Here is a 20,359-nt window from a genome sequence, read left to right as displayed (position 1 = left end):
GTGAAGGGCCGGGTCCGCGCGGACCCGGCCCTTCACATGTCCCGTACCTCAGATCACCGACTCGGTGCTGCGGGGCGAACTCGGGTCGCCGCTCTCCGGGGCGCTCGCCGAGCTGCTGGACTCGGTGGGGGCGCTCGCGGAGTCGGAGGTGGACGGAGTGTCCGAGGGGGCGGTGGTCGGCGTCTCCGTGGGAGTCGTGGGCGTTTCGGTCGGCGTCTCCGACTCCGTGGGCGTCTCCGACGGCGGCTTCGTCGTCTCGGTCGGCGGCTTGGTCGACGACGGCGGCTTGGTCGTCGACGACGGCGGCTTCGTCGTGCCGGACGGGTCGCCGCCCGGGTCCCGGGTGCCACTGGGGTCGTCCGACGGCCGGCCCGATTCCGAGCCGGTCGCCGAGGCCGTCGGCGTCGGGTCGTCGGCCGTGCCGAAGGTGCCGTCGGGGCCCGGGTCGGTGGGGCGGCTGGTGGCGCTGCCGGTGTCGGGGGCGCCGTCGCCGTCGCGGTCCGCCTCGTCGGCGCCCAGGCTGTCGTCGCCCACGCCCTGACTGGCCGACGGGTTGCCCCCGACCTGGTCGGCCGGGGCGTCGGCGTCGTTGCCGGAGGTGGCGCCGAGCGTCACCACCGTGCCGAGCACCGCCACGAGCAGCGCGCCCGCACCGGCCGCGACCAGGTTGCGCCGGGCGAGCCCGCGCAGCCCGGCCAGGCCGCCCCGGGGTGCCGTACCGCCCGCCGTGGATCGGTGGTGGGTGACGAGCGTGCCGGGGTCGGCGGGGCGCGGCAGCGACGGGAACGGGATCGGGGCCGCCGGGGCGCCGCCGGGCGGCGAGGCGGACTCCTCGTGCCGGGCGGCGGGCACCTCGTCGCCCGCGGCGGCGCCGAGCACGGGAGCGGTGCTCACCGGAGCGACGCCGGGGGTGTTGCCGGTGCGGTCGTCGACGAGGGCCAGGGCGCGGCGGCCGGAGACGGTGCCACGCTTGTCGGCGAGGGCGCCGCGCAGGCCGATGGAGGCCTCCAGTTCGGCACGGGCCCGGTCGAAGCGGCCCTCGCACAGCGCGAGGATGCCGAGCTCGTGGTGGAAGTAGGCCTGTTCGGCGACCTCTCCGGAGAGCCGGGAGGCTTCCGCGCCGGCCCGCAGGGTGCGCTCCCAGGCGCTCCAGTGCAGGCCCGCGGCGAAGGCGGGCGCCGCGGTGCGGGCCAGCCGGACGGCGGAGCTCTCGTCGTCCTCGTCGGGCCGGGTGGTGGCGGGGGCGAGGAGGCCGAGGGCGGCGAGCAGGGCGTCCGCCTCGGCGCAGACCCGCTCGGGGGTGACCGAGGGGTGTCCGGCCCACCAGGCGTAGTGCCGGGCGGCGGTGCGGGCGTGGTCCTGGGTGTCCTCGGCGTATCCGGCGGCCTCCAGCTGGGTCTGGACACCGGCGGCGAGCCGGTAGCGGACGCCGACCGGGCTGACCAGGGCGCAGTTCAGCAGCTCGCCGAGGGCGGCGTCCGCGTGGGTGTCGCCGACCAGGGCGGGCAGGTGGGCCTGGTGCGGCACCTCGCCGCCGAGGGCGACGGCGAACCGCAGGGTGGCGCGCGCCGACTCGCTCAGCCGGGAGGCGAGCAGGGCGGCGGGCGCGGCGCCCTCGGCGAGGGAGGGCAGCGGTATCTCGTCGCCGACGGCCGCGTCGAACGGCTCGTCGAAGGGGGGTTCCTGGAAGACGCCGAACTCGTCGAAGGCGTCCGCGCCGGCCCGCAGCCGGTCCCGCTGCCGGAGCAGGGCGCCGGCCTGGACGAACCGCAGCGGCAGGCCCTCGGACTCGAACCACAGGTCGCCGGCCCAGCCGGCCTCGTCCTCGGTGAGGGGGCGGCCGACGGCGTGCCGCAGCAGGTCCAGGCCGCCGGCGCGGTCGAGGCCGCCGAGGGAGACCTCCTCCACGGCGGACTCGGCGGACGGCGCGGGCACGTCGGGGGTGGCGCTGATCAGGAAGGCGCACTCGGGGGTGGCGTCCAGCAGCTCGTCCAGGGCGGCGCCGCCGAACTCGATGTCGTCGAGGACGACGACGGCGCCGATCTCCCGGACGGCTTCGAGCAGTCCGTCCCGTTCCGGCCGGTGCAGGGGTGCCTCGTGGACGGCGTGGAACAGTTCCTGGAGGAGTTCGCCGGCGGTGCGGTGGTAGCCGCTGAGGCGGATCACCCCGTCGGGGGCGAGGTCCGCGCAGTCCTCGGCGACGGTGTCGAGGAGCAGGGTGCGGCCGGAGCCGCCGGGGCCGGTGAGGCGTACCGAACGGCCGCGGGCGAGCAGCCGGACGAGGCGTTCGCGCTCCTCCTCGCGGCCGACCAGAGGCAGTTCGGGCAGGGTGGGTCCGGGCGGCGCCGGCGGGCGGGCCGCGCGGTCGCTCCCGGCGCGTTCGGCGGCGGTCAGCTTGCGCGGCCGGCCGGGGCGTTCGGCGGGCGGGCAGAGTTCTATCTCGCTGCCGTCGACGGGATTGACGGTGAGCAGGTAGTCACCGGAGACGAGCTGGACCGTGCGGGCGAGTGCCGGCGCGTGCTGTCCGAAGTCGGGTGTGAGCGGGTCCCTGGGCGGGCGCTGGCGCGGCGCGTGGCCTGCGCCGTCATGGCCGTGGTCCTCGGGTCCCCGGGTGTTCGGGTCCATAGGTTCAAGCCCCCCAAAAGCGTCGAGTGCGGACGGCCCCTCCCGGCCGTGTCGCACACCGCGCTGTCGCTTCTGGTCCGGGCCCGCTCGAGGGTGGATCGGACAGCGGGCGACCGAACCTTAAACCGTGGCTCAGTATCCATGACAGCCCGGGGTACCGTGCCGTCCGAGACGTCACCGTCTCAGCGGATTGCGCGCGACGTGCGATTCGAGACCGGAACGTCCGCCTCTGGGTACCCGGTGTGCGCCGTCACACGCGCGGCAGGGACTCCACGCCGATGCCGCCCTCGATCGCCAGGATCCGGTGCAGCCGGGTGGCCACCAGCAGGCGCTGCATCTGCGGCGGTACGCCGCGCAGCACCAGCCGGCGGCCGCAGCGGCCGGCCCGCCGGTGGGCACCCATGATCACGCCGAGCCCGGTGGCGTCCCAGGAGTCCAGTTCGGACAGGTCGAGGACGAGGTCGCCGGCCCCGTCGTCGACGGCCGAGTGCAGAACCGCACGGGCGTCCGCCGCGCTGCGGACGTCGAGGCGGCCCCCGACGACCACCTCGGCGTGGTCGCCCCTGATGTGCATATGCGCTCCCCGTGCGTTCGGTGAGGTACTCCATGACGATGACGGTGGCGGTGCAACGTCGGAAGGACGGTGGCCTGCACCGTCTGACTGCTTCTGCGGCGATGCGGTTGCTGTTTGTAAGCGAACCGATACCGAATTCACCCCGAGGTGTGATGCTTCCGGGGCGAGTGCCGTTTCAGTGCTTGTAGAAGCCCTGCCCGCTCTTGCGCCCGATGTCACCGGCGTCAACCATCCGGCGCATCAGCTCCGGCGGGGCGAACTTCTCGTCCTGGGTCTCGGTGTAGATGTTGCCGGTGGCGTGCAGCAGGATGTCGACGCCGGTCAGGTCCGCGGTGGCGAGCGGTCCCATGGCGTGGCCGAAGCCCAGCTTGCAGGCGAGGTCGATGTCCTCGGCGCTGGCGACGCCCGATTCGTACAGCTTGGCGGCTTCGACGACGAGCGCCGAGATCAGCCGGGTGGTGACGAAGCCGGCCACGTCGCGGTTGACGACGATGCAGGTCTTGCCGACGGACTCGGCGAACTCCCGCGCGGTGGCGAGGGTCTCGTCGCTGGTCTTGTAGCCGCGCACCAGCTCGCAGAGCTGCATCATCGGGACCGGCGAGAAGAAGTGGGTGCCGACGACGCGCTCGGGGCGCTCGACGACGGCGGCGATCTTGGTGATCGGGATGGCGGAGGTGTTGGAGGCGAGGACCGCCTCGTCCTTCGTCAGCTTGTCGAGGGCGCGGAAGATCTCGTGCTTGACGTCGAGCTTCTCGAAGACGGCCTCGACGACGATGTCGGCGTCGGCGACGGCGTCCAGGTCGGTGGTGGCGGTGATCCGGCCGAGGGCGGCCTCGGCGGCGTCCGCCGCCAGCTTCCCCTTGGCGACGAACTTGTCGTACGACGCCTTGATGCCGTCGGTGCCGCGCCGCAGCGCCTCGTCGGTGACGTCGCGCAGAACGACGTCCCAGCCCGCCTGGGCGGAGACCTGGGCGATGCCGGATCCCATGAGACCGGCCCCGATGACGGCGAGCTTCCGTGCCACTGTGCGACTCCCCTGATACGCGCTGTCCTTGTTCCTCTCGGGCGGACACTAGCGTTCGCGAGGGGCTGTGTGACCGGTAAGTAACGCGCGTCACGTCTCACATGACGGACATCACACCGGCAGGGGTCATGCGGCGCCTCGTACGGCGTAGTTGAGCACCTTCTCGCTCAACAGCTCCGCCATCTCGTCGAGCAGCAGCAGTACCTCGCGTGACACCTCGGCGGGCTTGCCGCCCGCCATCATGCGGCGGCCGATGTCCGCCATCACCGTCTGGTGCAGCCAGTTGACCTGACCGGCGATCAGGCCGGGCATCGGGTCGTCGGGCGCGGCGCCGGTCTCCTCGCGCAGGGTGGCCTCCAGGTTGTCGACGACCTCCTGGCCGATCGCCCAGAGCCGGGAGCGCAGAGCGGGCGAGTCATGAATCACCGTCATGAACCGGGCATAGCCCTCCATGAGCCCCATGCGGGGCGAGACCGCCTCGACCTCGTCGCGCAGTTCGCGCAGCACCGCACCGGCGGCCGACTCGCCGTCACGCCGGCCGCGCACCCAGCGCGAGAGCCGGTCGACGACCTCCCGGGAGCGGTCGAGGAACAGGTCCTCCTTGGCCGGGAAGTAGTTGTAGACGGTGTTGACGGAGACGTCGGAGGCCTCGGCGATCTCCGCGACGGTGACGGCGTCGAAGCCGCGCTCGATGAACAGGCCCGTGGCGACATCGGAGATGTACTGCCGGGTCTGCCGCTTCTTCCGTTCCCTGAGTCCCTCGGCCATGCCCGCATGCTACCGGCTTCCCTGGTGCCGCTGAAAAGTTGGGGCCATTGCAAAATTTCAGTGACTCTGTTTTTCTGGGGCCATGGCAATCATCAGTACGGCCGGGCTGGCCCGTACCTTCCAGACGAGACACGGCCCCGTGGAGGCCGTGCGCGGTATCGACCTCGCCGTCCGCGAAGGCGAGATTCTCGGCTTCCTCGGCCCGAACGGGGCGGGCAAGACCACCACCCTGCGGATGCTGACCACCCTGCTGAAGCCGACCGGAGGCGCGGCCACCGTCGCGGGCTGCGACCTGGTCGGCGACCCCGTCGGAGTGCGTCGGGCCTGCGGTTACGTCGCCCAGTCCGGCGGCGTCGACGGGCAGATCACCGTCCGCGAGGAACTGGTCACCCAGGGCCGGCTGTACCGGCTGACGAAGGCCCGGGCCCACGAGCGAGCCGAGGAGCTGGCGGGCGAGCTGGGCCTCACCGGCCTGCTGGACCGCAGGGCCGGCGCCCTCTCCGGCGGCCAGCGCCGCCGCCTCGACATCGCGATGGCGCTCACCCACCGCCCCCGCGTCCTCTTCCTCGACGAGCCGACGACCGGACTCGACCCCGGCAGCCGCGCCGGCCTCTGGGACCTGGTCCGCCGGCTGCGTGACGAGCACGGCACGACCGTCTTCCTGACCACCCACTACCTCGACGAGGCGGACGCCCTCGCCGACCGCCTGGTGATCGTCGACCGGGGCGTGGTGGCGGCCGAGGGCACACCGGCCGCGCTGAAGCTGACGTACGGCGGCTCGGTCGACGCCACCCTCCAGGACACCTTCCTCGCCATCACCGGCCGCAGCGCCGCCCCGGCCGACACCGCCCCCGTCGCCGTCTAGGAGCCCCGATGCTGTTGCACGACACCGCGCTGATCTACGGGCGCTACGCCCGGCAGACCTTGCGCTCCCGCTTCGCCCTGCTCTTCGGCGTGCTGATGCCGCTGCTCTATCTGCTCTTCTTCGGTCCGCTGCTGACCGATCTGCCACTCGGCGGGGACGGCAGCTCCTGGCAGGTGCTGGTGCCCGGCCTGCTGATGCAACTGGGGCTGTTCGGCGCGCTGTTCGCCGGCTTCATGATCATCGTGGAGAACGGCCAGGGCGTCGTCGACCGCATGCGGGTGACCCCGGTCAGCCGGCTCGCGCTGCTGCTCGGCCGGGTGCTGCGGGACACCACCGTGTTCGTCTTCCAGGCGGTGCTCCTGGTGCTGGCCGCCCTCGTCATGGGACTGCGGGCACCGCTCGCCGGCGTCCTGATCGGCTTCGGCTTCGTCGCCCTGCTGACCGTGTCGCTCGCCTCGCTGTCGTACGCGGTGGCGATGAAGGTGCGCAGCCCGCAGGAGTTCGGGCCGCTGATCAACGCCGTCAGCATGCCCTCCATGCTGCTGTCCGGCCTGATGCTGCCGATGAGCCTCGGACCGGCCTGGCTGGACGTGCTCTCCCACTTCGTGCCGTTCCGCTACCTCGTGGACGCGATGCGCGACGCCTACGTCGGGCACTACGCGACCGCGCACATGCTGTACGGCGTGCTGGTGGCCGTCGGCATGGCCGCCCTCTCCGTGACGGTGGGCACACGGGTCTTCCGTACCGCGGGGGCATAGCGGGTCACTACGCTGGCCGCATGGTCAATCTGACGCGCATCTACACCAGGACCGGCGACCAGGGCACCACCGCCCTCGGCGACATGAGCCGGGTCGCCAAGACCGATCTGCGGATCTCCGCGTACGCCGACGCCAACGAGGCGAACGCGGTGATCGGCACGGCGATCGCGCTGGGGAACCTGGAGGAGGAGATCGTCGCGGTCCTCACCCGCGTGCAGAACGACCTGTTCGACGTGGGCGCGGACCTGTCGACACCGGTGGTGGAGAACCCCGAGTACCCGCCGCTGCGGGTCGAGCAGTTCTACGTCGACCGGCTGGAGGCGGACTGCGACCGCTTCAACGAGCGGCTGGAGAAGCTGCGCTCGTTCATCCTCCCCGGCGGGACCCCGGGCGCGGCCCTCCTCCACCAGGCCTGCACCGTCGTCCGCCGGGCCGAGCGCTCCACCTGGGCGGCGATGGAGGTGCACGGCGAGACGATGAACCCGCTCACCGCGACCTACCTCAACCGCCTGTCCGACCTACTGTTCATCCTTGCCCGTACGGCGAACAAGGAGACCGGGGACGTGCTCTGGGTCCCGGGCGGGGAGCGCTGAGTCCTCCTCCCCCGCCGGAGCCTTCTTCGGCCAGACGAAGTAGGCGAGCGCGACCAGGCCGTGGATGCCGGCGGCCCGCAGCGCCACCCACTGGAAGGCGCGCAGGGACGAGATGTCACCGTCGTCGCCGACGTACCAGACCGCGCCCTGCAGCAGTGCGCAGGCGACGGCCGCGGCCAGCAGCGTCCGCAGCCACAGCCGGGCCTCGTGCCGGGCGCGGGGCATGCCGTAGCGGGGGGCGCCCACCGGCTTCGGCGCACCGGCGAGGCGATGCGCGGCGTGGCCGTCCAGCCAGCGGATGGTGTAGTGGCCGTAGGCCACCGTGTAGCCGATGTACAGCGCCGCGACGCCGTGCTCCCAGCCCGGCTCCGCGCCGTTCTTCAGGTCGATCGCCGTCGCCGCGAACAGCACCAGCTCCAGGACCGGCTCGCACAGCAGCAGCACGGCACTCGTCCTGCGCCGCTTCAGCAGGTAGCGGACGGCGAGGCCCAGCGCCAGCAGCACCCAGAAGCCCACCTCGCAGGCGATGATCAACGCGACGATCACGACGTGCTCCTTTCGGTCACCCTTCCAGGCTCCCGGCGAAAGCGGCGCGGATCGTCGTCGCCGGTGACGAACTCGCGGTACATCGAAAGATGCAGTCGCGGACCCTTCCCGGGAATCAGGCGAGCGCGGCGCGTGCCGTGTTGGATGGGGGCATGGCCGCCCCGCGACTCCCCCGCCCGCACCGCTTCGACGCGTACGTCGCGCTCGCCGGGCTGCTGGGCGGGCTGCTGCTGTGGGGCATGGGTCTGGCGACCCGGCCGAAGGGCGAACCGATCGTGCTCTTCCCGGGCCCCTGGCCGCTCCTGGTGCCGCTCGTGGTGATCGCCGGATGCGAGCTGATGCGGCGGGCCGCGCCGCGCACCGCACTGCTGACCGCCACCGCCGCGCTGACGCTGGACACCCTGACCCAGGGCAGCCTGGCCACGCTGGTGATGTACACCGACGTCATGTACGCGGCCGTGCTGTACGGCACGCCCGCCTCGGCCCGCCGCATCCCCTGGATCACGGGGCTGCTGTCGGTGGTCGCCACCGTGGCCTCGTACGCGGCGTGGCGGGTGCCCGAGGCGCTGCTGATCGGCGCGGGCGTCGCCATCGTGTCGTTCGCGCCCGCCTCCACCGGCCTGATCGTGCGCAATCACCGCGACGCCGCCGAGGCGGCCCGGCTGCGCGCCGAACAGACGGCGCTGCTGGCCGAGATGGACCGCGTCCAGGCGGTCGGCGCCGAGCGGGCCCGGATGGCGCGGGAGCTGCACGACATGGTCGCCAACCACCTCTCCGCGATCGCCATCCACTCCACGGCCGCGCTCTCCCTCGACGACCCGGACACCACCCGGCAGGCCCTCGGGGTGATCCGCGAGAACAGCGTCGAGGGCCTGGCCGAGATGCGCCGCCTGATCGGCATCCTGCGGGACGCCGGCGCCGGCACCGAGCCGTCCGCCGCGCCCACTCTCGACGGCCTCGGCGCCCTGGTGGACACCGCCCGCGCCAACGGCCTGGACGTCACCCTGCGCGCCGGGCACGACGGCTCGCTGCCCGCGCCGGTGGAGCTGGCCGCCTACCGCATCGTCCAGGAGTCCCTGACGAACGCCCTCAAGCACGCCGGCCCCGGGCCGGTCGTCGTGGCCCTCGCGCAGCGGGACGGCTCGCTCGCCATCACGGTGACCAGCCCGTACGGCGAGCGGGACGCGCCCCGCGCCCCCGGCTCGGGGGCCGGTCTCGTCGGCATGCGGGAGCGGGCCACGCTGCTGCGCGGCACGCTGGAGGCCGGGCCCGAGGACGCGCCGGACGGCAAGATCTGGGCCGTACGCGCGACACTTCCCACCGTCGAAGGAGACCCCGCATGATCCGTGTCCTGGTCGCGGAGGACCAGTCCGCCGTCCGCGCCGGGCTGGTGCTCATCCTGCGCAGCGCCCCCGACATCGAGGTGGTCGGCGAGGCGGCGGACGGTGAGCAGGCCGTGGCGCTGGCCCGGGAGCTGCGGCCCGACCTGGTGCTGATGGATGTGCAGATGCCGCGCCTGGACGGGGTGTCGGCGACCCGGCGAGTGGTGGCCGAGGGGCTGGCCGATGTGCTGGTGCTGACCACCTTCGACCTGGACGAGTACGTGTTCGGTGCGCTGCGCGCGGGCGCGGCCGGGTTCCTGCTGAAGAACACCGAGGCGAGGGATCTGCTGGCGGCGGTGCGGACGGTGGCGCGCGGGGAGGGGCTGATCGCCCCCGCGGTGACCCGGCGGCTCATCGCCGAGTTCGCCGCCGGGCCGGCGCGGGAGCCGAAGGCGGATCCGGTGGTGCTGGAGCAGCTCACCCGGCGGGAGCGGGAGGTGTTGTCGTGCCTCGGTGAGGGGCTGTCGAACGCGGCCATCGCCGAGCGGCTCGACATGGCGGAGGCGACGGTGAAGACGCACGTCAGCCGGTTGCTGGGGAAGCTGGAGCTGCGCAGCCGGGTGCAAGCGGCGGTGCTCGCGCAGGAGTTGGGGGTCTGACGGGTTGCCGCAGGCGGCTGGCGGGTAGTGGTCCAGACCTATTGACCTATGGTCCAGACCTTTCTATTCTCGCCGCACCGTGGGCGTGAAGGCTCAGTCACGCCCGCCCCGACATCCCCACAAAGGAGGCGCAGCATGCGCTTCAGACACAGAGCCGCGGCAGGGTTCGCGACCCTGTTGCTCCCCTTCGCCGGACTGGTCGGGCTCGCCGGCCCCACCCAGGCCGCCGCAGCGTCCGCATCTGCCACCGCCACCTACGTCAAGTCCTCGGACTGGGGCAGCGGCTTCGAGGGCAGGTGGACGGTGAAGAACACCGGCACCACCACCATCAGCTCGTGGACGGTCGAATGGGACTTCCCCTCCGGTACGTCCGTCAGCTCCGGCTGGGACGCCGACATCACCTCCGCCGGCACCCACTGGACCGCCAAGAACAAGGCCTGGAACGGCACCCTCACCCCCGGCGCCTCCGTCACCTTCGGCTTCAACGGCACCGGCACCGGCTCCCCCGCCAACTGCAAGCTCAACGGCGGCAGTTGTGACGGCGGCCCGTCCGTCCCCGGCGACAACCCGCCGAGCGCCCCCGGCACCCCGGCCGCCTCCGGCGTCACCGACACCTCGGTGAAACTCACCTGGAGCGCGGCCACCGACGACAAGGGCGTCAAGAACTACGACGTCCTGCGCGGCGGCACCAAGGTCGCCACCGTCACCGGAACGAGCTGGACGGACACCGGCCTCACCGCCGGCACCGACTACTCGTACACCGTCCAGGCCCGCGACACCGCCGACCAGACCGGCCCGGTCAGCGGCGCCGTCGCGGTGCGCACCACCGGCGGCTCCACCGACCCCGGCCCGCAGCCCGGCGCCAAGATCAACCTCGGCTACTTCACCGAGTGGGGCGTCTACGGCCGCAACTACCACGTCAAGAACCTGGTGACCTCCGGCTCCGCCTCGAAGATCACCCACATCAACTACTCGTTCGGCAACGTCAAGAACGGCCAGTGCCTCCTCGACGACGCCTACGCCGCCACCGACAAGGCCTACACGGCCGACCAGTCCGTCAGCGGCGTCGCCGACACCTGGGACCAGCCGCTGCGCGGCAACTTCAACCAGCTGCGCCAGCTGAAGGCCAAGTACCCGCACATCAAGGTGCTGTGGTCGTTCGGTGGCTGGACCTACTCCGGCGGCTTCGGCCAGGCCGCGGCCAACGCCACCGCCTTCGCCAAGTCCTGCAAGGCCCTGGTCGAGGACCCGCGCTGGGCCGACGTCTTCGACGGCATCGACATCGACTGGGAGTACCCGAACGCCTGCGGCCTGACCTGCGACACCTCGGGACCGGCCGCGTTCAAGAACCTCATGCAGGCGCTGCGCGCCGAGTTCGGCCCGAACTACCTGGTCACCGCCGCCATCACCGGTGACGGCTCGTCCGGCGGCAAGATCGACGCGGCCGACTACGGCGGCGCCGCGCAGTACCTCGACTGGTACAACGTGATGACGTACGACTACTTCGGCGCCTGGGCCAAGACCGGCCCGACCGCCCCGCACTCCCCGCTCACCTCGTACGACGGCATCCCGCAGGCCGGCTTCAACTCGGCCGACGCGATCGCCAAGCTCAAGGCCAAGGGCGTTCCCGCGGCCAAGCTGCTGCTCGGCATCGGCTTCTACGGCCGCGGCTGGACCGGCGTCACCCAGTCCGCCCCCGGCGGCACCGCGACCGGCGCCGCGCCCGGCACCTACGAGGCGGGCATCGAGGACTACAAGGTGCTCAAGACCGCCTGCCCGGCCACCGGCACCATCGCCGGCACCGCGTACGCGCACTGCGGCACCAACTGGTGGTCCTACGACACCCCGGCCACCATCGGCACGAAGATGACCTGGGCCAAGAACCAGGGCCTCGGCGGCGCCTTCTTCTGGGAGTTCAGCGGCGACACCAGCAACGGTGAGCTGGTGAGCGCCATCGCCAACGGGCTGAAGTAAGCCCTCACGAAGTAATCACCTACGCGGCATCGACGCTCCCCCCGGACTCCGTCCGGGGGACCCCCACCCAGCGGGTGAACGTGGCTACGCCACGTTCACCCGCTGTCCGGGCGGGGCCGCCTCAAGCCACGCGAGGAATCCGGTCAGCGCGTCTTCGCTCATGGCCAGCTCAAGACGCGTACCCCGGTGCAGACAGGCGAGGATCACCGCGTCGGACAGCAGCGCCAGCTCCTCCTCGCCGTCCGGCAGCCGACGGCCGGCCACCTCGATCGCCGAACGCTCCAGCAGCCGACGCGGGCGGGGAGCATACGAGAAGACCCGGTACCACTCGACCCGGTCGCCGTTGTAGCGGGCCACGCCATAGGCCCAGCCCTTGCCGCCGGTGCCGCCCCGCTCCGGGGCGTCCCAGCGCAGGGAGCAGTCGAAGGTGCCGCCGGAACGCTGGATGAGCCGGCGCCGCAGACCGAAGACGAACAGCCCCAGCACCACAAGGGCGACGACGATTCCGCACACAGTCAGAGCGAGGACCATCGGCACCGACCTCCTCGTCTCCTAGGTAACGGAACGGAAAAAACCTCTATATCTGCCTCAGCCGCGGCCGGCTCCGGATTGCTCCGGTGCCGGCCGCGGCTGAGTGACGTCACTACTCGGCGCTCCCCCAGAGCCTAGACGGCCCGGGAGCGACCCTCGGGGTCAGCGCGCCGCCGCCGCACGCAGTCGGACGTCCGCGCGGCGCTGGGCGGCTTCGTCGCCCTCCGCCTTCGCCTGCGCCAGCTCGCGCTCGGCGCGCTGGACGTCGATCTCGTCCGACAGCTCGGCGATCTCGGCCAGCAGGGACAGCTTGTTGTCCGCGAACGAGATGAAACCGCCGTGCACCGCGGCGACGACCGTTCCACCATCACTCGTACGGATGGTCACCGGGCCCGACTCCAGCACACCGAGCAGCGGCTGGTGACCGGGCATGACGCCGATGTCGCCGGACGTGGTGCGCGCGACGACCAGGGTGGCCTCGCCGGACCAGACCTCTCGGTCGGCCGCGACCAGCGCGACGTGCAGCTCAGCAGCCAAGGTGGCTCCTCGGGTCACCACCCGGCGGGACTGCCGGGTGTTGGTTACAAGTCTAGTGGGCGTGGATGAGGGGGCGGGACGTGCCCGCCCCCTCGGTGGTGAGCGCGAGGCTCACCGTGAGCGCGAGGCTCAGGAGACGCCCAGCTCCTTCGCGTTCTTCTTCAGGTCCTCGATACCACCGCACATGAAGAACGCCTGCTCCGGGAAGTGGTCGTACTCGCCGTCGCAGATCGCGTTGAACGCGGTGATCGACTCGTCGAGGGACACGTCCGAACCGTCCACGCCGGTGAACTGCTTGGCGACGTGGGTGTTCTGGGACAGGAAGCGCTCCACGCGACGGGCACGGTGGACGACGAGCTTGTCCTCCTCGCCCAGCTCGTCGATACCGAGGATCGCGATGATGTCCTGGAGGTCCTTGTACTTCTGCAGGATGTTCTTGACCCGCATGGCGGTGTTGTAGTGATCCTGCGAGATGTAGCGCGGGTCCAGGATCCGGGACGTGGAGTCCAGCGGGTCCACGGCCGGGTAGATGCCCTTCTCGGAGATCGGACGGGACAGAACCGTCGTCGCGTCGAGGTGGGCGAAGGTGGTGGCCGGGGCCGGGTCGGTCAGGTCGTCCGCGGGGACGTAGATCGCCTGCATCGAGGTGATCGAGTGACCGCGGGTCGAGGTGATGCGCTCCTGGAGGAGACCCATCTCGTCGGCCAGGTTCGGCTGGTAGCCCACCGCGGAGGGCATACGGCCGAGCAGGGTCGACACCTCGGAGCCGGCCTGGGTGAAGCGGAAGATGTTGTCGATGAAGAACAGCACGTCCTGCTTCTGCACATCGCGGAAGTACTCCGCCATGGTCAGACCGGCCAGGGCCACGCGCAGACGGGTGCCCGGGGGCTCGTCCATCTGACCGAAGACCAGCGCGGTCTTGTCGATGACGCCCGACTCGCTCATCTCGTCGATGAGGTCGTTGCCCTCACGGGTGCGCTCACCGACACCGGCGAACACCGACACACCGTCGTGGTTGTTGGCGACGCGGTAGATCATCTCCTGGATGAGCACCGTCTTGCCGACACCGGCGCCGCCGAACAGACCGATCTTGCCGCCCTTGACGTACGGGGTCAGCAGGTCGATGACCTTGACGCCGGTCTCGAACATCTCGGTCTTCGACTCGAGCTCGTCGAAGTTCGGGGCCTTGCGGTGGATGGACCAGCGCTCGCCCTCGTACTTGTCGTCGGTGTTCAGCACCTCACCGAGGGTGTTGAACACCTTGCCCTTGGTGAAGTCGCCGACCGGGACGGTGATGCCGTCACCGGTGTCGACGACCGGGGCCTGGCGGACCAGACCGTCGGTGGGCTGCATCGAGATCGCGCGGACCAGGCCGTCACCCAGGTGCTGGGCGACCTCCAGGGTCAGCGTCTTCTTCTCGCCGGCGTTGGCCGGGTCGGCCACCTCGACGTGCAGCGCGTTGTAGATCTCCGGCATCGCGTCGACGGGGAACTCCACGTCGACGACCGGGCCGATGACCCGCGCGACGCGGCCCGTCGCCGTGGCCGTCTGAGCAGTGGTGGTCATTACTTGTCACTCCCCGCGGTCGCGTCGGCCAGGGCGCTCGCGCCACCGACGATCTCGCTGATTTCCTGGGTGATTTCGGCCTGGCGGGCCGCGTTGGCAAGACGGGAGAGCGTGTTGATCAGCTCGCCCGCGTTGTCGGTTGCCGACTTCATCGCGCGCCGCGTGGCGGCGTGCTTCGAAGCGGCCGACTGGAGCAGCGCGTTGTAGATCCGGCTCTCGACATACCGCGGCAGCAGCGCGTCGAGGACGTCCTCGGCCGACGGTTCGAAGTCGTACAGCGGCAGGATCTCGCCCTTGGCGGACGACTCCTGCGCGACCTCCTCGAGGCTGAGCGGCAGCAGGCGCGCGTCGAGCGCCGTCTGCGTCATCATCGAGACGAACTCGGTGAAGACGATGTGGAGCTCGTCCACGCCGCCGTCCGCCGTGTCCTTCTGGATGGCCTCGATCAGCGGGGCCGCGACCTTCTTGGCGTCCGCGTACGACGGCTCGTCGGTGAACCCGGTCCACGACTCCGCGATCGTGCGCTCACGGAAGTTGTAGTGGGCCACACCGCGCCGGCCGACGATGTACGTGTCGACCTGCTTGCCCTCGCGTTCCAGCCGCTCGGTCAGCTGTTCCGCCGCCTTGATGGCGTTGGAGTTGAACGCGCCGGCCAGACCGCGGTCGCTGGTCAGCAGCAGCACCGCGGACCGGGTCACCGTCTCGGCGGCCGTGGTCAGCGGGTGCTTGGTGTTGGAACCGGTGCCGACCGCGGTGACCGCGCGGGTCAGTTCGTCCGCGTACGGCGTGGAGGCCGCCACCTTGCGCTGCGCCTTGACGACGCGCGAGGCGGCGATCATCTCCATCGCCTTCGTGATCTTCTTGGTCGCGGTGACGGATCGGATGCGACGCTTGTAGACCCGGAGCTGGGCTCCCATGAGTCAGGTCCCTTCCTTACGTCACTTGGAGGCGCTGGTCGCCTTCGGGGCCGCCGGAGCGTCCTCGCCGAGCAGCTTGCCGTCCGAGGTCTCGAACTGCTTCTTGAACGCGGCGATGGCGTCGGCGATGGCCTGCAGGGTGTCGTCCGACATCTTGCCGCCCTCCCGGATGGAGGTCATGAGGCCCTGCTCCTTGCGGTGCAGGTACTCCAGCAGCTCCTTCTCGAAGCGGCGGATGTCGGCGACCGGAACCTCGTCCATCTTGCCGGTGGTGCCGGCCCAGACGGAGACGACCTGGTCCTCGGTCGACATCGGCTGGTACTGGTCCTGCTTCAGCAGCTCGACCATGCGCTGACCGCGCTCCAGCTGCGCCTTGGACGCGGCGTCCAGGTCGGAACCGAAGGCGGCGAACGCCTCCAGCTCACGGAACTGGGCGAGGTCCACACGCAGACGGCCGGAGACCTGCTTCATCGCCTTGTGCTGCGCGGAACCACCGACTCGGGAGACGGAGATACCCACGTTCAGCGCGGGACGCTGACCGGCGTTGAACAGGTCCGACTCCAGGAAGCACTGGCCGTCGGTGATGGAGATGACGTTGGTCGGGATGAACGCCGAGACGTCGTTGGCCTTGGTCTCGACGATCGGAAGACCGGTCATCGAGCCGGCACCCATCTCGTCGGAGAGCTTGGCGCAGCGCTCCAGCAGGCGGGAGTGCAGGTAGAAGACGTCGCCCGGGTAGGCCTCGCGGCCCGGCGGACGGCGCAGCAGCAGCGACACGGCGCGGTAGGCGTCGGCCTGCTTCGACAGGTCGTCGAAGATGATCAGGACGTGCTTGCCCTCGTACATCCACTGCTGGCCGATGGCCGAGCCGGTGTAGGGGGCGAGGTACTTGAAGCCGGCCGGGTCGGACGCCGGGGCGGCGACGATGGTCGTGTACTCCAGCGCACCGTTCTCCTCCAGCGCGCGGCGGACCGACGCGATGGTGGAGCCCTTCTGGCCGATGGCGACGTAGATGCAGCGGACCTGCTTCTTCGGGTCGCCGGTGCGCCAGTTGTCACGCTGGTTGATGATCGTGTCGACGGCCAGGGCGGTCTTGCCGGTCTGGCGGTCGCCGATGATCAGCTGACGCTGACCACGGCCGATCGGGGTCATGGCGTCGACGGCCTTGTAGCCGGTCTCCATCGGCTCGTGCACCGACTTGCGCTGCATGACCGTGGGGGCCTGCAGCTCGAGGGCGCGGCGACCGGACGTCTCGATCTCGCCGAGGCCGTCGATCGGGTTGCCGAGCGGGTCGACGACGCGGCCGAGGTAACCCTCGCCGACCGCGACGGAGAGGACCTCGCCGGTGCGCGTGACCGGCTGCCCCTCCTCGATACCGCTGAACTCGCCGAGGACGACGGCACCGATCTCGCGCTCTTCCAGGTTCAGCGCGAGACCGAGGGAGCCGTCCTCGAACTTCAGCAGCTCGTTCGCCATGGCCGAGGGCAGACCCTCGATCTTGGCGATACCGTCGCCGGCGACGGTGACCGTACCGACCTCCTCGCGCGAGGCCGCGTCCGGCTTGTACGACTGGACGAAGTTCTCCAGCGCGTCCCGGATCTCCTCCGGCCGGATCGTGAGCTCCGCCATCTGGGTTCCCTGCTCTCCTTGTTGGGCCCGAAGTTTCACTTTGGGGGTCTGGGGGCGACCCCCAGGAATCCTCTGCACGGCCCAACCAGGGCCGTAAGTACATACTGCGTGTTCAGTTGCCGCGGCGGTCGCCGCCGCCGCGTCGTCGTCAGCCGGCCAGGCGGCGCTCGGCGTCGCCGATGCGGTCCGCGAGGGAGCCGTTGATGACCTCGTCGCCGACCTGCACCCGGATCCCGCCGAGGACCTCGGGGTCCACGTCCAGGTTGAGGTGCATCCGGCGGCCGTAGAGCTTCGCGAGAGCGGCGCCCAGGCGCTGCTTCTGCGGGTCGCTCAGCGGAACCGCCGACGTGACGACGGCGACCATGCGGTCCCGGCGCTCGGCGGCGAGCTTGGACAGGGACTCCAGTCCCGCTTCCAGGCTACGTCCCCGCGGCGCGGTCACAAGGCGCTTCACCAGACGCTCGGTGGTCGCGGCGGTCCGGCCGCCGAGCAGGCTGCGCAGCAGCTCGCTCTTGGCCGAGGCGGTGGCCTTGCGGTCGGTCAGCGCGGCGCGCAGCTCGGTGCTGCCGGAGACGATCCGGCCGAACCGGAACAGCTCGTCCTCGACGTTGTCGAGCGTGCCCGCCTGCTGGGCGGCGGTGAGGTCGGCGGTGGCCGCCAGCTCCTCCAGCGCGTCCACCAGGTCGCGCGACTGCGACCAGCGGGAGCGCACCAGACCGGCCAGCAGATCAGCGGTCTCCCCGCCGACCTGGCCACCGATCAGCCGCTGGACCAGCTCGGCCTTGGCCTCACCGGCCTGCGCCGGGTCGGTGAGGACCCGACGCAGCGACACCTCGCGGTCGAGCAGCGCGGTGACGGCGGCCAGCTCGTCGGCGAGACGTCCGGCGTCCACGGACGTGCTGTCCGTCAGCGCGTCGAGACGCTCACGTGCGGCTGCCAGGGCCTCGCGGCTCGCTCCGTTCATCGGCCGGCCTCGGCCTTCTCCTCGAGCTCGTCGAGGAAGCGGTCGATGACGCGGCTCTGCCGGGCGTGGTCCTCGAGGGACTCACCGACGAGCTTGCCGGCCAGGTCGGTGGCCAGCTTGCCCACGTCCTGGCGCAGCGCGGACGCGGCGGCCTTGCGGTCGGCCTCGATCTGGGCGTGACCGGCGGCGACGATCTCCTCGCGCTGCCGCTGGCCTTCCGCGCGCATCTCGGCGATGAGCGCGGCACCCTGCTCCTGCGCCTCCTGGCGCAGACGCGCGGCCTCGTGCCGGGCCTCGGCGAGCTGGGCCTTGTACTGCTCAAGGACGCTCTGGGCCTCGGTCTGGGCGGCCTCGGCCTTCTCGATACCGCCCTCGATGGCCTCGCGGCGCTCTTCCAGAACCTTGTTGATGTTCGGGAGGAGCTTCTTGGCGAGGAAGCCGAAGACGATGACGAAGGCGAGCAGGCCAATGACGAGCTCAGGGATCGGCGGGATGAGGGGGTTCTCGGCCTCCCCCTCAGCCGCCAGGATGAGCAGCTGGCTCATGTCGTTGCCTTTCGTCTGGGTTGCTGGTCGTCAGCCTGAGGTGATCAGGAGCCGTAGACGAACGGCATAACCAGACCGATCAGGGCGAGCGCCTCACAGAAGGCGAAGCCCAGGATCTGGTTGGCACGGATCAGGCCGGCCGCCTCGGGCTGGCGGGCGAGCGCCTGCGTACCGTTACCGAAGATGATGCCGACGCCCACGCCGGGGCCGATGGCGGCAAGGCCGTAGCCGATGGAGCCGAGGGCCTTGAGGTCACCGGTGACAGCGGCAAGAGTAGACATGCCAGTTCTTCCTTCTCTTTCAAGGACCGGTGGGGGTTGGCCACCGGACGTCTGCGGGGTTCGAAAGTGGCGGGTGCTCAGTGGTGCTCGGCGAGCGCGCCCTGAATGAAGGTGCAGGTCAGGAGCACGAAGACGTACGCCTGAAGGGCCTGGACGAAGAGCTCGAAGGCCGTCATGACGATGACCATGATGAACGAGACGCCGGCATAGGCGATGCCGATGCCGTTCAGCAGGTACCAGCTGGCGATCGTGAAGAGCAGCAGCAGGGTGTGGCCCGCGAACATGTTCGCGAAGAGTCGCACCGCGTGCGTGAACGGACGGACGACCAGGTTCGAGAAGAACTCAATGGTCATGGCCAGCGGCAGAACCGGGCCGAGCTCCTTGTTGTAGCCCGTGAAGTTCTTGAACGCGCCCACGAAACCGTGCCGCTTGAAGGTCAGCGACACCCACAGGACGTAGACGATAGCGGCGAGCACCGCCGGGTAGGCGATGATCGAGGTCACCGGGAACTGGGCGACCGGGACGATCGACCAGAGGTTCATCATCCAAATGAAGAAGAACAGCGAGACGACCAGCGGGACGTACTTCTCGCCTTCCTTCTTGCCGATGGTCTCGTAGACGACGCCGCGCCGGATGAAGTCGTAACCGGCCTCGGCGACCATCTGCAGCTTGCCCGGCACGACCTTCGGCTTGCGGAAAGCAGCCCAGAAGAAGCCGATGACGATGATGGAGCCGAGCAGCGCCAGCAGCATCGTCTTGTTGAAGTACAGGTTGCTGTCCGCGTCGCCCCAGAGGGGCTCGAACAGGAACGAGTGCAGGCCGGGAGCCGGGAAGCCACAGCCGTCGAAGATGTGGCAGTCGGTCTCGAAGGCGAGCACCTGCGTCGGGTCAGCACTCACCGCGGGCTCCTTCAGCGTGGCGCATGGGTACGGCAACCTCGTTGTGTCGGCGCGGCGCGCGGCCGCGGTTCGGCACTGGACTGGTGTTTCTGGGGTGGGGGCGGCGGTTCGGCGTCGAGCCTCGCGATGGAACAGGCGTCAGCTCGGATGCCCGCGCCCGCAGTGCCGCAGTTGGCACCGGACGATAGCAGCTTGTCGAACGCGTCTTTATCCCGGCCCTACCCCTCACGACGACGGACCCGTCTTCTCGGGCCTGCTGCCCTCGGAGGAGTCCGGTTCGACGTAAAGAATCTTGGACTTCATGTGCGCGACCGTCTGCGAGCCGATCCACACGAGGGTGGTCGCGATCAGCGTGATCGCGAAGGCCCGCGGATTGAACAGCGTGGTGTTCTTGAAGGCGGCGAGGAAGATGAACAGCAGCAGAATCTGCGCCGCGTAGAGCATCAGGCCCATCGCCTGGAACAGGTGCGGAAGCGACTTGGCAGTGCGCTGAAGCACGTACAGGCCGAGACCCATGAAGAGGATCGTCACCAGGGCGGCCACGACGGAGCCCACGGCCCCCTTGCCGCCGGCCACCACGCCACTGACGACGGCGGCTACAGCGCCGACGGCAGCTGTGGGCACAGCGGCCTGGGCCAGGATCCGGACGTCGTTGGACGGCATGGCGGCAACTCCGCTTTCGCAGGGGGGCAGGGGTGTCGTCATGGACGAGCGTAGTCCCGGGGGTGAGAGCGAACCTCACGCGAAGGGACCGTCGCACTACGGTCCTTCGGCTCTGTCCG

21 protein-coding genes are annotated in these 20,359 nt (G+C 70.6%); 6 read left to right on the top strand and 15 right to left on the bottom strand.

Going from position 1 to position 20,359, the window contains the following annotated elements; genetic code table 11:
• Positions 1 to 48 precede the first annotated feature (48 nt).
• The 4 genes from VE614_RS32550 to VE614_RS32535 form a co-directional block, all read right to left on the bottom strand.
• Positions 49 to 2,625 (bottom strand): ATP-binding protein, encoded by a 2,577-nt coding sequence (locus VE614_RS32550; RefSeq protein ID WP_324945602.1) that lies wholly within the window; start codon positions 2,623 to 2,625, stop codon positions 49 to 51.
• Between the two features lie 250 nt (positions 2,626 to 2,875).
• Positions 2,876 to 3,199, bottom strand: coding sequence for an STAS domain-containing protein (locus VE614_RS32545; RefSeq protein ID WP_324945599.1), 324 nt, complete (start codon positions 3,197 to 3,199; stop codon positions 2,876 to 2,878).
• Positions 3,200 to 3,374: 175 nt separating this feature from the next.
• Positions 3,375 to 4,223 (bottom strand): 3-hydroxyacyl-CoA dehydrogenase family protein, encoded by an 849-nt coding sequence (locus VE614_RS32540; protein ID WP_324945596.1) that lies wholly within the window; start codon positions 4,221 to 4,223, stop codon positions 3,375 to 3,377.
• Between the two features lie 126 nt (positions 4,224 to 4,349).
• A complete protein-coding gene (locus VE614_RS32535) occupies positions 4,350 to 4,991 on the bottom strand; it encodes a helix-turn-helix domain-containing protein (protein WP_324945593.1) in 642 nt (213 codons plus the stop codon).
• A gap of 82 nt (positions 4,992 to 5,073) precedes the next feature.
• Here VE614_RS32535 and VE614_RS32530 point away from each other — a divergent pair, with 82 nt between their 5' ends.
• Genes VE614_RS32530 through VE614_RS32520 form a run of 3 tightly spaced genes read left to right on the top strand, consistent with a single transcriptional unit; the run spans position 5,074 to position 7,207 of the window.
• Positions 5,074 to 5,856 carry an ABC transporter ATP-binding protein gene (locus VE614_RS32530; RefSeq protein WP_324945590.1) on the top strand — a complete coding sequence of 261 codons (783 nt, stop codon included), beginning with the start codon at positions 5,074 to 5,076 and terminating at the stop codon, positions 5,854 to 5,856.
• An 8-nt stretch (positions 5,857 to 5,864) separates the two neighbouring features.
• Positions 5,865 to 6,614 (top strand): ABC transporter permease, encoded by a 750-nt coding sequence (locus tag VE614_RS32525; RefSeq protein WP_324945585.1) that lies wholly within the window; start codon positions 5,865 to 5,867, stop codon positions 6,612 to 6,614.
• Positions 6,615 to 6,634: 20 nt separating this feature from the next.
• Positions 6,635 to 7,207 carry a cob(I)yrinic acid a,c-diamide adenosyltransferase gene (locus VE614_RS32520; protein WP_324945581.1) on the top strand — a complete coding sequence of 191 codons (573 nt, stop codon included), beginning with the start codon at positions 6,635 to 6,637 and terminating at the stop codon, positions 7,205 to 7,207.
• On the opposite strand, the gene VE614_RS32515 is transcribed toward VE614_RS32520, so the two are convergent.
• A complete protein-coding gene (locus VE614_RS32515; protein ID WP_324945578.1) occupies positions 7,133 to 7,753 on the bottom strand; it encodes a hypothetical protein in 621 nt (206 codons plus the stop codon). The two genes, VE614_RS32520 and VE614_RS32515, sit on opposite strands and share 75 nt — an antisense overlap.
• Positions 7,754 to 7,905: 152 nt before the next feature.
• Here VE614_RS32515 and VE614_RS32510 point away from each other — a divergent pair, with 152 nt between their 5' ends.
• The 3 genes from VE614_RS32510 to VE614_RS32500 all read left to right on the top strand — a co-directional run bounded on the left by VE614_RS32510 (position 7,906) and on the right by VE614_RS32500 (position 11,708).
• On the top strand, positions 7,906 to 9,096 hold the full coding sequence (locus VE614_RS32510) for a sensor histidine kinase (RefSeq protein ID WP_324945575.1): 1,191 nt from the start codon (positions 7,906 to 7,908) through the stop codon (positions 9,094 to 9,096).
• Positions 9,093 to 9,734 carry a response regulator transcription factor gene (locus tag VE614_RS32505; RefSeq protein ID WP_324945571.1) on the top strand — a complete coding sequence of 214 codons (642 nt, stop codon included), beginning with the start codon at positions 9,093 to 9,095 and terminating at the stop codon, positions 9,732 to 9,734. The genes VE614_RS32510 and VE614_RS32505 overlap by 4 nt, the downstream gene beginning before the upstream one ends.
• 135 nt (positions 9,735 to 9,869) lie before the next feature.
• Positions 9,870 to 11,708 carry a glycoside hydrolase family 18 chitinase gene (locus VE614_RS32500; RefSeq protein ID WP_324945568.1) on the top strand — a complete coding sequence of 613 codons (1,839 nt, stop codon included), beginning with the start codon at positions 9,870 to 9,872 and terminating at the stop codon, positions 11,706 to 11,708.
• A gap of 84 nt (positions 11,709 to 11,792) precedes the next feature.
• Here the strand turns inward: VE614_RS32500 and VE614_RS32495 are convergent, their stop codons facing one another.
• The 10 genes from VE614_RS32495 to VE614_RS32450 all read right to left on the bottom strand — a co-directional run bounded on the left by VE614_RS32495 (position 11,793) and on the right by VE614_RS32450 (position 20,240).
• Entirely contained in the window at positions 11,793 to 12,239 is a 447-nt protein-coding gene (locus tag VE614_RS32495) for a DUF2550 domain-containing protein (RefSeq protein ID WP_324945566.1), read from the bottom strand.
• Between the two features lie 162 nt (positions 12,240 to 12,401).
• The gene (locus tag VE614_RS32490; RefSeq protein WP_324945563.1) at positions 12,402 to 12,776 is read right to left on the bottom strand and encodes a F0F1 ATP synthase subunit epsilon; all 375 of its coding nucleotides are present in this window, start codon (positions 12,774 to 12,776) and stop codon (positions 12,402 to 12,404) included.
• Between the two features lie 129 nt (positions 12,777 to 12,905).
• Positions 12,906 to 14,342 (bottom strand): F0F1 ATP synthase subunit beta, encoded by a 1,437-nt coding sequence (atpD, locus tag VE614_RS32485; protein ID WP_324945560.1) that lies wholly within the window; start codon positions 14,340 to 14,342, stop codon positions 12,906 to 12,908.
• Positions 14,342 to 15,259 carry a F0F1 ATP synthase subunit gamma gene (locus tag VE614_RS32480; protein WP_324945557.1) on the bottom strand — a complete coding sequence of 306 codons (918 nt, stop codon included), beginning with the start codon at positions 15,257 to 15,259 and terminating at the stop codon, positions 14,342 to 14,344. The genes atpD and VE614_RS32480 overlap by 1 nt, the downstream gene beginning before the upstream one ends.
• A gap of 21 nt (positions 15,260 to 15,280) precedes the next feature.
• The gene (gene atpA, locus VE614_RS32475) at positions 15,281 to 16,888 is read right to left on the bottom strand and encodes a F0F1 ATP synthase subunit alpha (protein ID WP_324945554.1); all 1,608 of its coding nucleotides are present in this window, start codon (positions 16,886 to 16,888) and stop codon (positions 15,281 to 15,283) included.
• A gap of 148 nt (positions 16,889 to 17,036) precedes the next feature.
• Positions 17,037 to 17,852 (bottom strand): F0F1 ATP synthase subunit delta, encoded by an 816-nt coding sequence (locus VE614_RS32470; RefSeq protein ID WP_324945551.1) that lies wholly within the window; start codon positions 17,850 to 17,852, stop codon positions 17,037 to 17,039.
• Positions 17,849 to 18,397: a F0F1 ATP synthase subunit B gene (locus VE614_RS32465; protein ID WP_324945548.1), complete on the bottom strand. Its 549-nt coding sequence runs from the start codon at positions 18,395 to 18,397 to the stop codon at positions 17,849 to 17,851. Before VE614_RS32465 ends, VE614_RS32470 begins: the two co-directional genes overlap by 4 nt.
• A 44-nt stretch (positions 18,398 to 18,441) precedes the next feature.
• Positions 18,442 to 18,678 carry an ATP synthase subunit C gene (locus VE614_RS32460; protein ID WP_030042676.1) on the bottom strand — a complete coding sequence of 79 codons (237 nt, stop codon included), beginning with the start codon at positions 18,676 to 18,678 and terminating at the stop codon, positions 18,442 to 18,444.
• A 77-nt stretch (positions 18,679 to 18,755) separates the two neighbouring features.
• Positions 18,756 to 19,577, bottom strand: coding sequence for a F0F1 ATP synthase subunit A (gene atpB / locus VE614_RS32455; protein ID WP_324945541.1), 822 nt, complete (start codon positions 19,575 to 19,577; stop codon positions 18,756 to 18,758).
• A 225-nt stretch (positions 19,578 to 19,802) separates the two neighbouring features.
• Positions 19,803 to 20,240, bottom strand: coding sequence for a hypothetical protein (locus tag VE614_RS32450; protein ID WP_324945539.1), 438 nt, complete (start codon positions 20,238 to 20,240; stop codon positions 19,803 to 19,805).
• Between the last annotated feature and the right edge of the window lie 119 nt (positions 20,241 to 20,359).

The organism is Streptomyces sp., from assembly GCF_035645055.1.
In the GTDB taxonomy this organism is placed as follows: domain Bacteria; phylum Actinomycetota; class Actinomycetes; order Streptomycetales; family Streptomycetaceae; genus Streptomyces.
Note: the sequence above shows the minus strand (reverse complement) of the source record. Positions and strands in the feature narration are given on the sequence as shown.

Bases quoted from the DNA above. Each gene is read 5' to 3' on its own strand.
- VE614_RS32550 (WP_324945602.1), bottom strand. From the start codon at position 2,625: ATGGACCCGAACACCCGGGGACCCGAGGACCACGGCCATGACGGCGCA.
- VE614_RS32545 (WP_324945599.1), bottom strand. From the start codon at position 3,199: ATGCACATCAGGGGCGACCACGCCGAGGTGGTCGTCGGGGGCCGCCTC.
- VE614_RS32535 (WP_324945593.1), bottom strand. From the start codon at position 4,991: ATGGCCGAGGGACTCAGGGAACGGAAGAAGCGGCAGACCCGGCAGTAC.
- VE614_RS32530 (WP_324945590.1), top strand. From the start codon at position 5,074: ATGGCAATCATCAGTACGGCCGGGCTGGCCCGTACCTTCCAGACGAGA.
- VE614_RS32525 (WP_324945585.1), top strand. From the start codon at position 5,865: ATGCTGTTGCACGACACCGCGCTGATCTACGGGCGCTACGCCCGGCAG.
- VE614_RS32520 (WP_324945581.1), top strand. From the start codon at position 6,635: ATGGTCAATCTGACGCGCATCTACACCAGGACCGGCGACCAGGGCACC.
- VE614_RS32510 (WP_324945575.1), top strand. From the start codon at position 7,906: ATGGCCGCCCCGCGACTCCCCCGCCCGCACCGCTTCGACGCGTACGTC.
- VE614_RS32505 (WP_324945571.1), top strand. From the start codon at position 9,093: ATGATCCGTGTCCTGGTCGCGGAGGACCAGTCCGCCGTCCGCGCCGGG.
- VE614_RS32500 (WP_324945568.1), top strand. From the start codon at position 9,870: ATGCGCTTCAGACACAGAGCCGCGGCAGGGTTCGCGACCCTGTTGCTC.
- VE614_RS32495 (WP_324945566.1), bottom strand. From the start codon at position 12,239: ATGGTCCTCGCTCTGACTGTGTGCGGAATCGTCGTCGCCCTTGTGGTG.
- atpD (WP_324945560.1), bottom strand. From the start codon at position 14,342: ATGACCACCACTGCTCAGACGGCCACGGCGACGGGCCGCGTCGCGCGG.
- VE614_RS32480 (WP_324945557.1), bottom strand. From the start codon at position 15,259: ATGGGAGCCCAGCTCCGGGTCTACAAGCGTCGCATCCGATCCGTCACC.
- atpA (WP_324945554.1), bottom strand. From the start codon at position 16,888: ATGGCGGAGCTCACGATCCGGCCGGAGGAGATCCGGGACGCGCTGGAG.
- VE614_RS32470 (WP_324945551.1), bottom strand. From the start codon at position 17,852: ATGAACGGAGCGAGCCGCGAGGCCCTGGCAGCCGCACGTGAGCGTCTC.
- VE614_RS32465 (WP_324945548.1), bottom strand. From the start codon at position 18,397: ATGAGCCAGCTGCTCATCCTGGCGGCTGAGGGGGAGGCCGAGAACCCC.
- VE614_RS32460 (WP_030042676.1), bottom strand. From the start codon at position 18,678: ATGTCTACTCTTGCCGCTGTCACCGGTGACCTCAAGGCCCTCGGCTCC.
- VE614_RS32450 (WP_324945539.1), bottom strand. From the start codon at position 20,240: ATGCCGTCCAACGACGTCCGGATCCTGGCCCAGGCCGCTGTGCCCACA.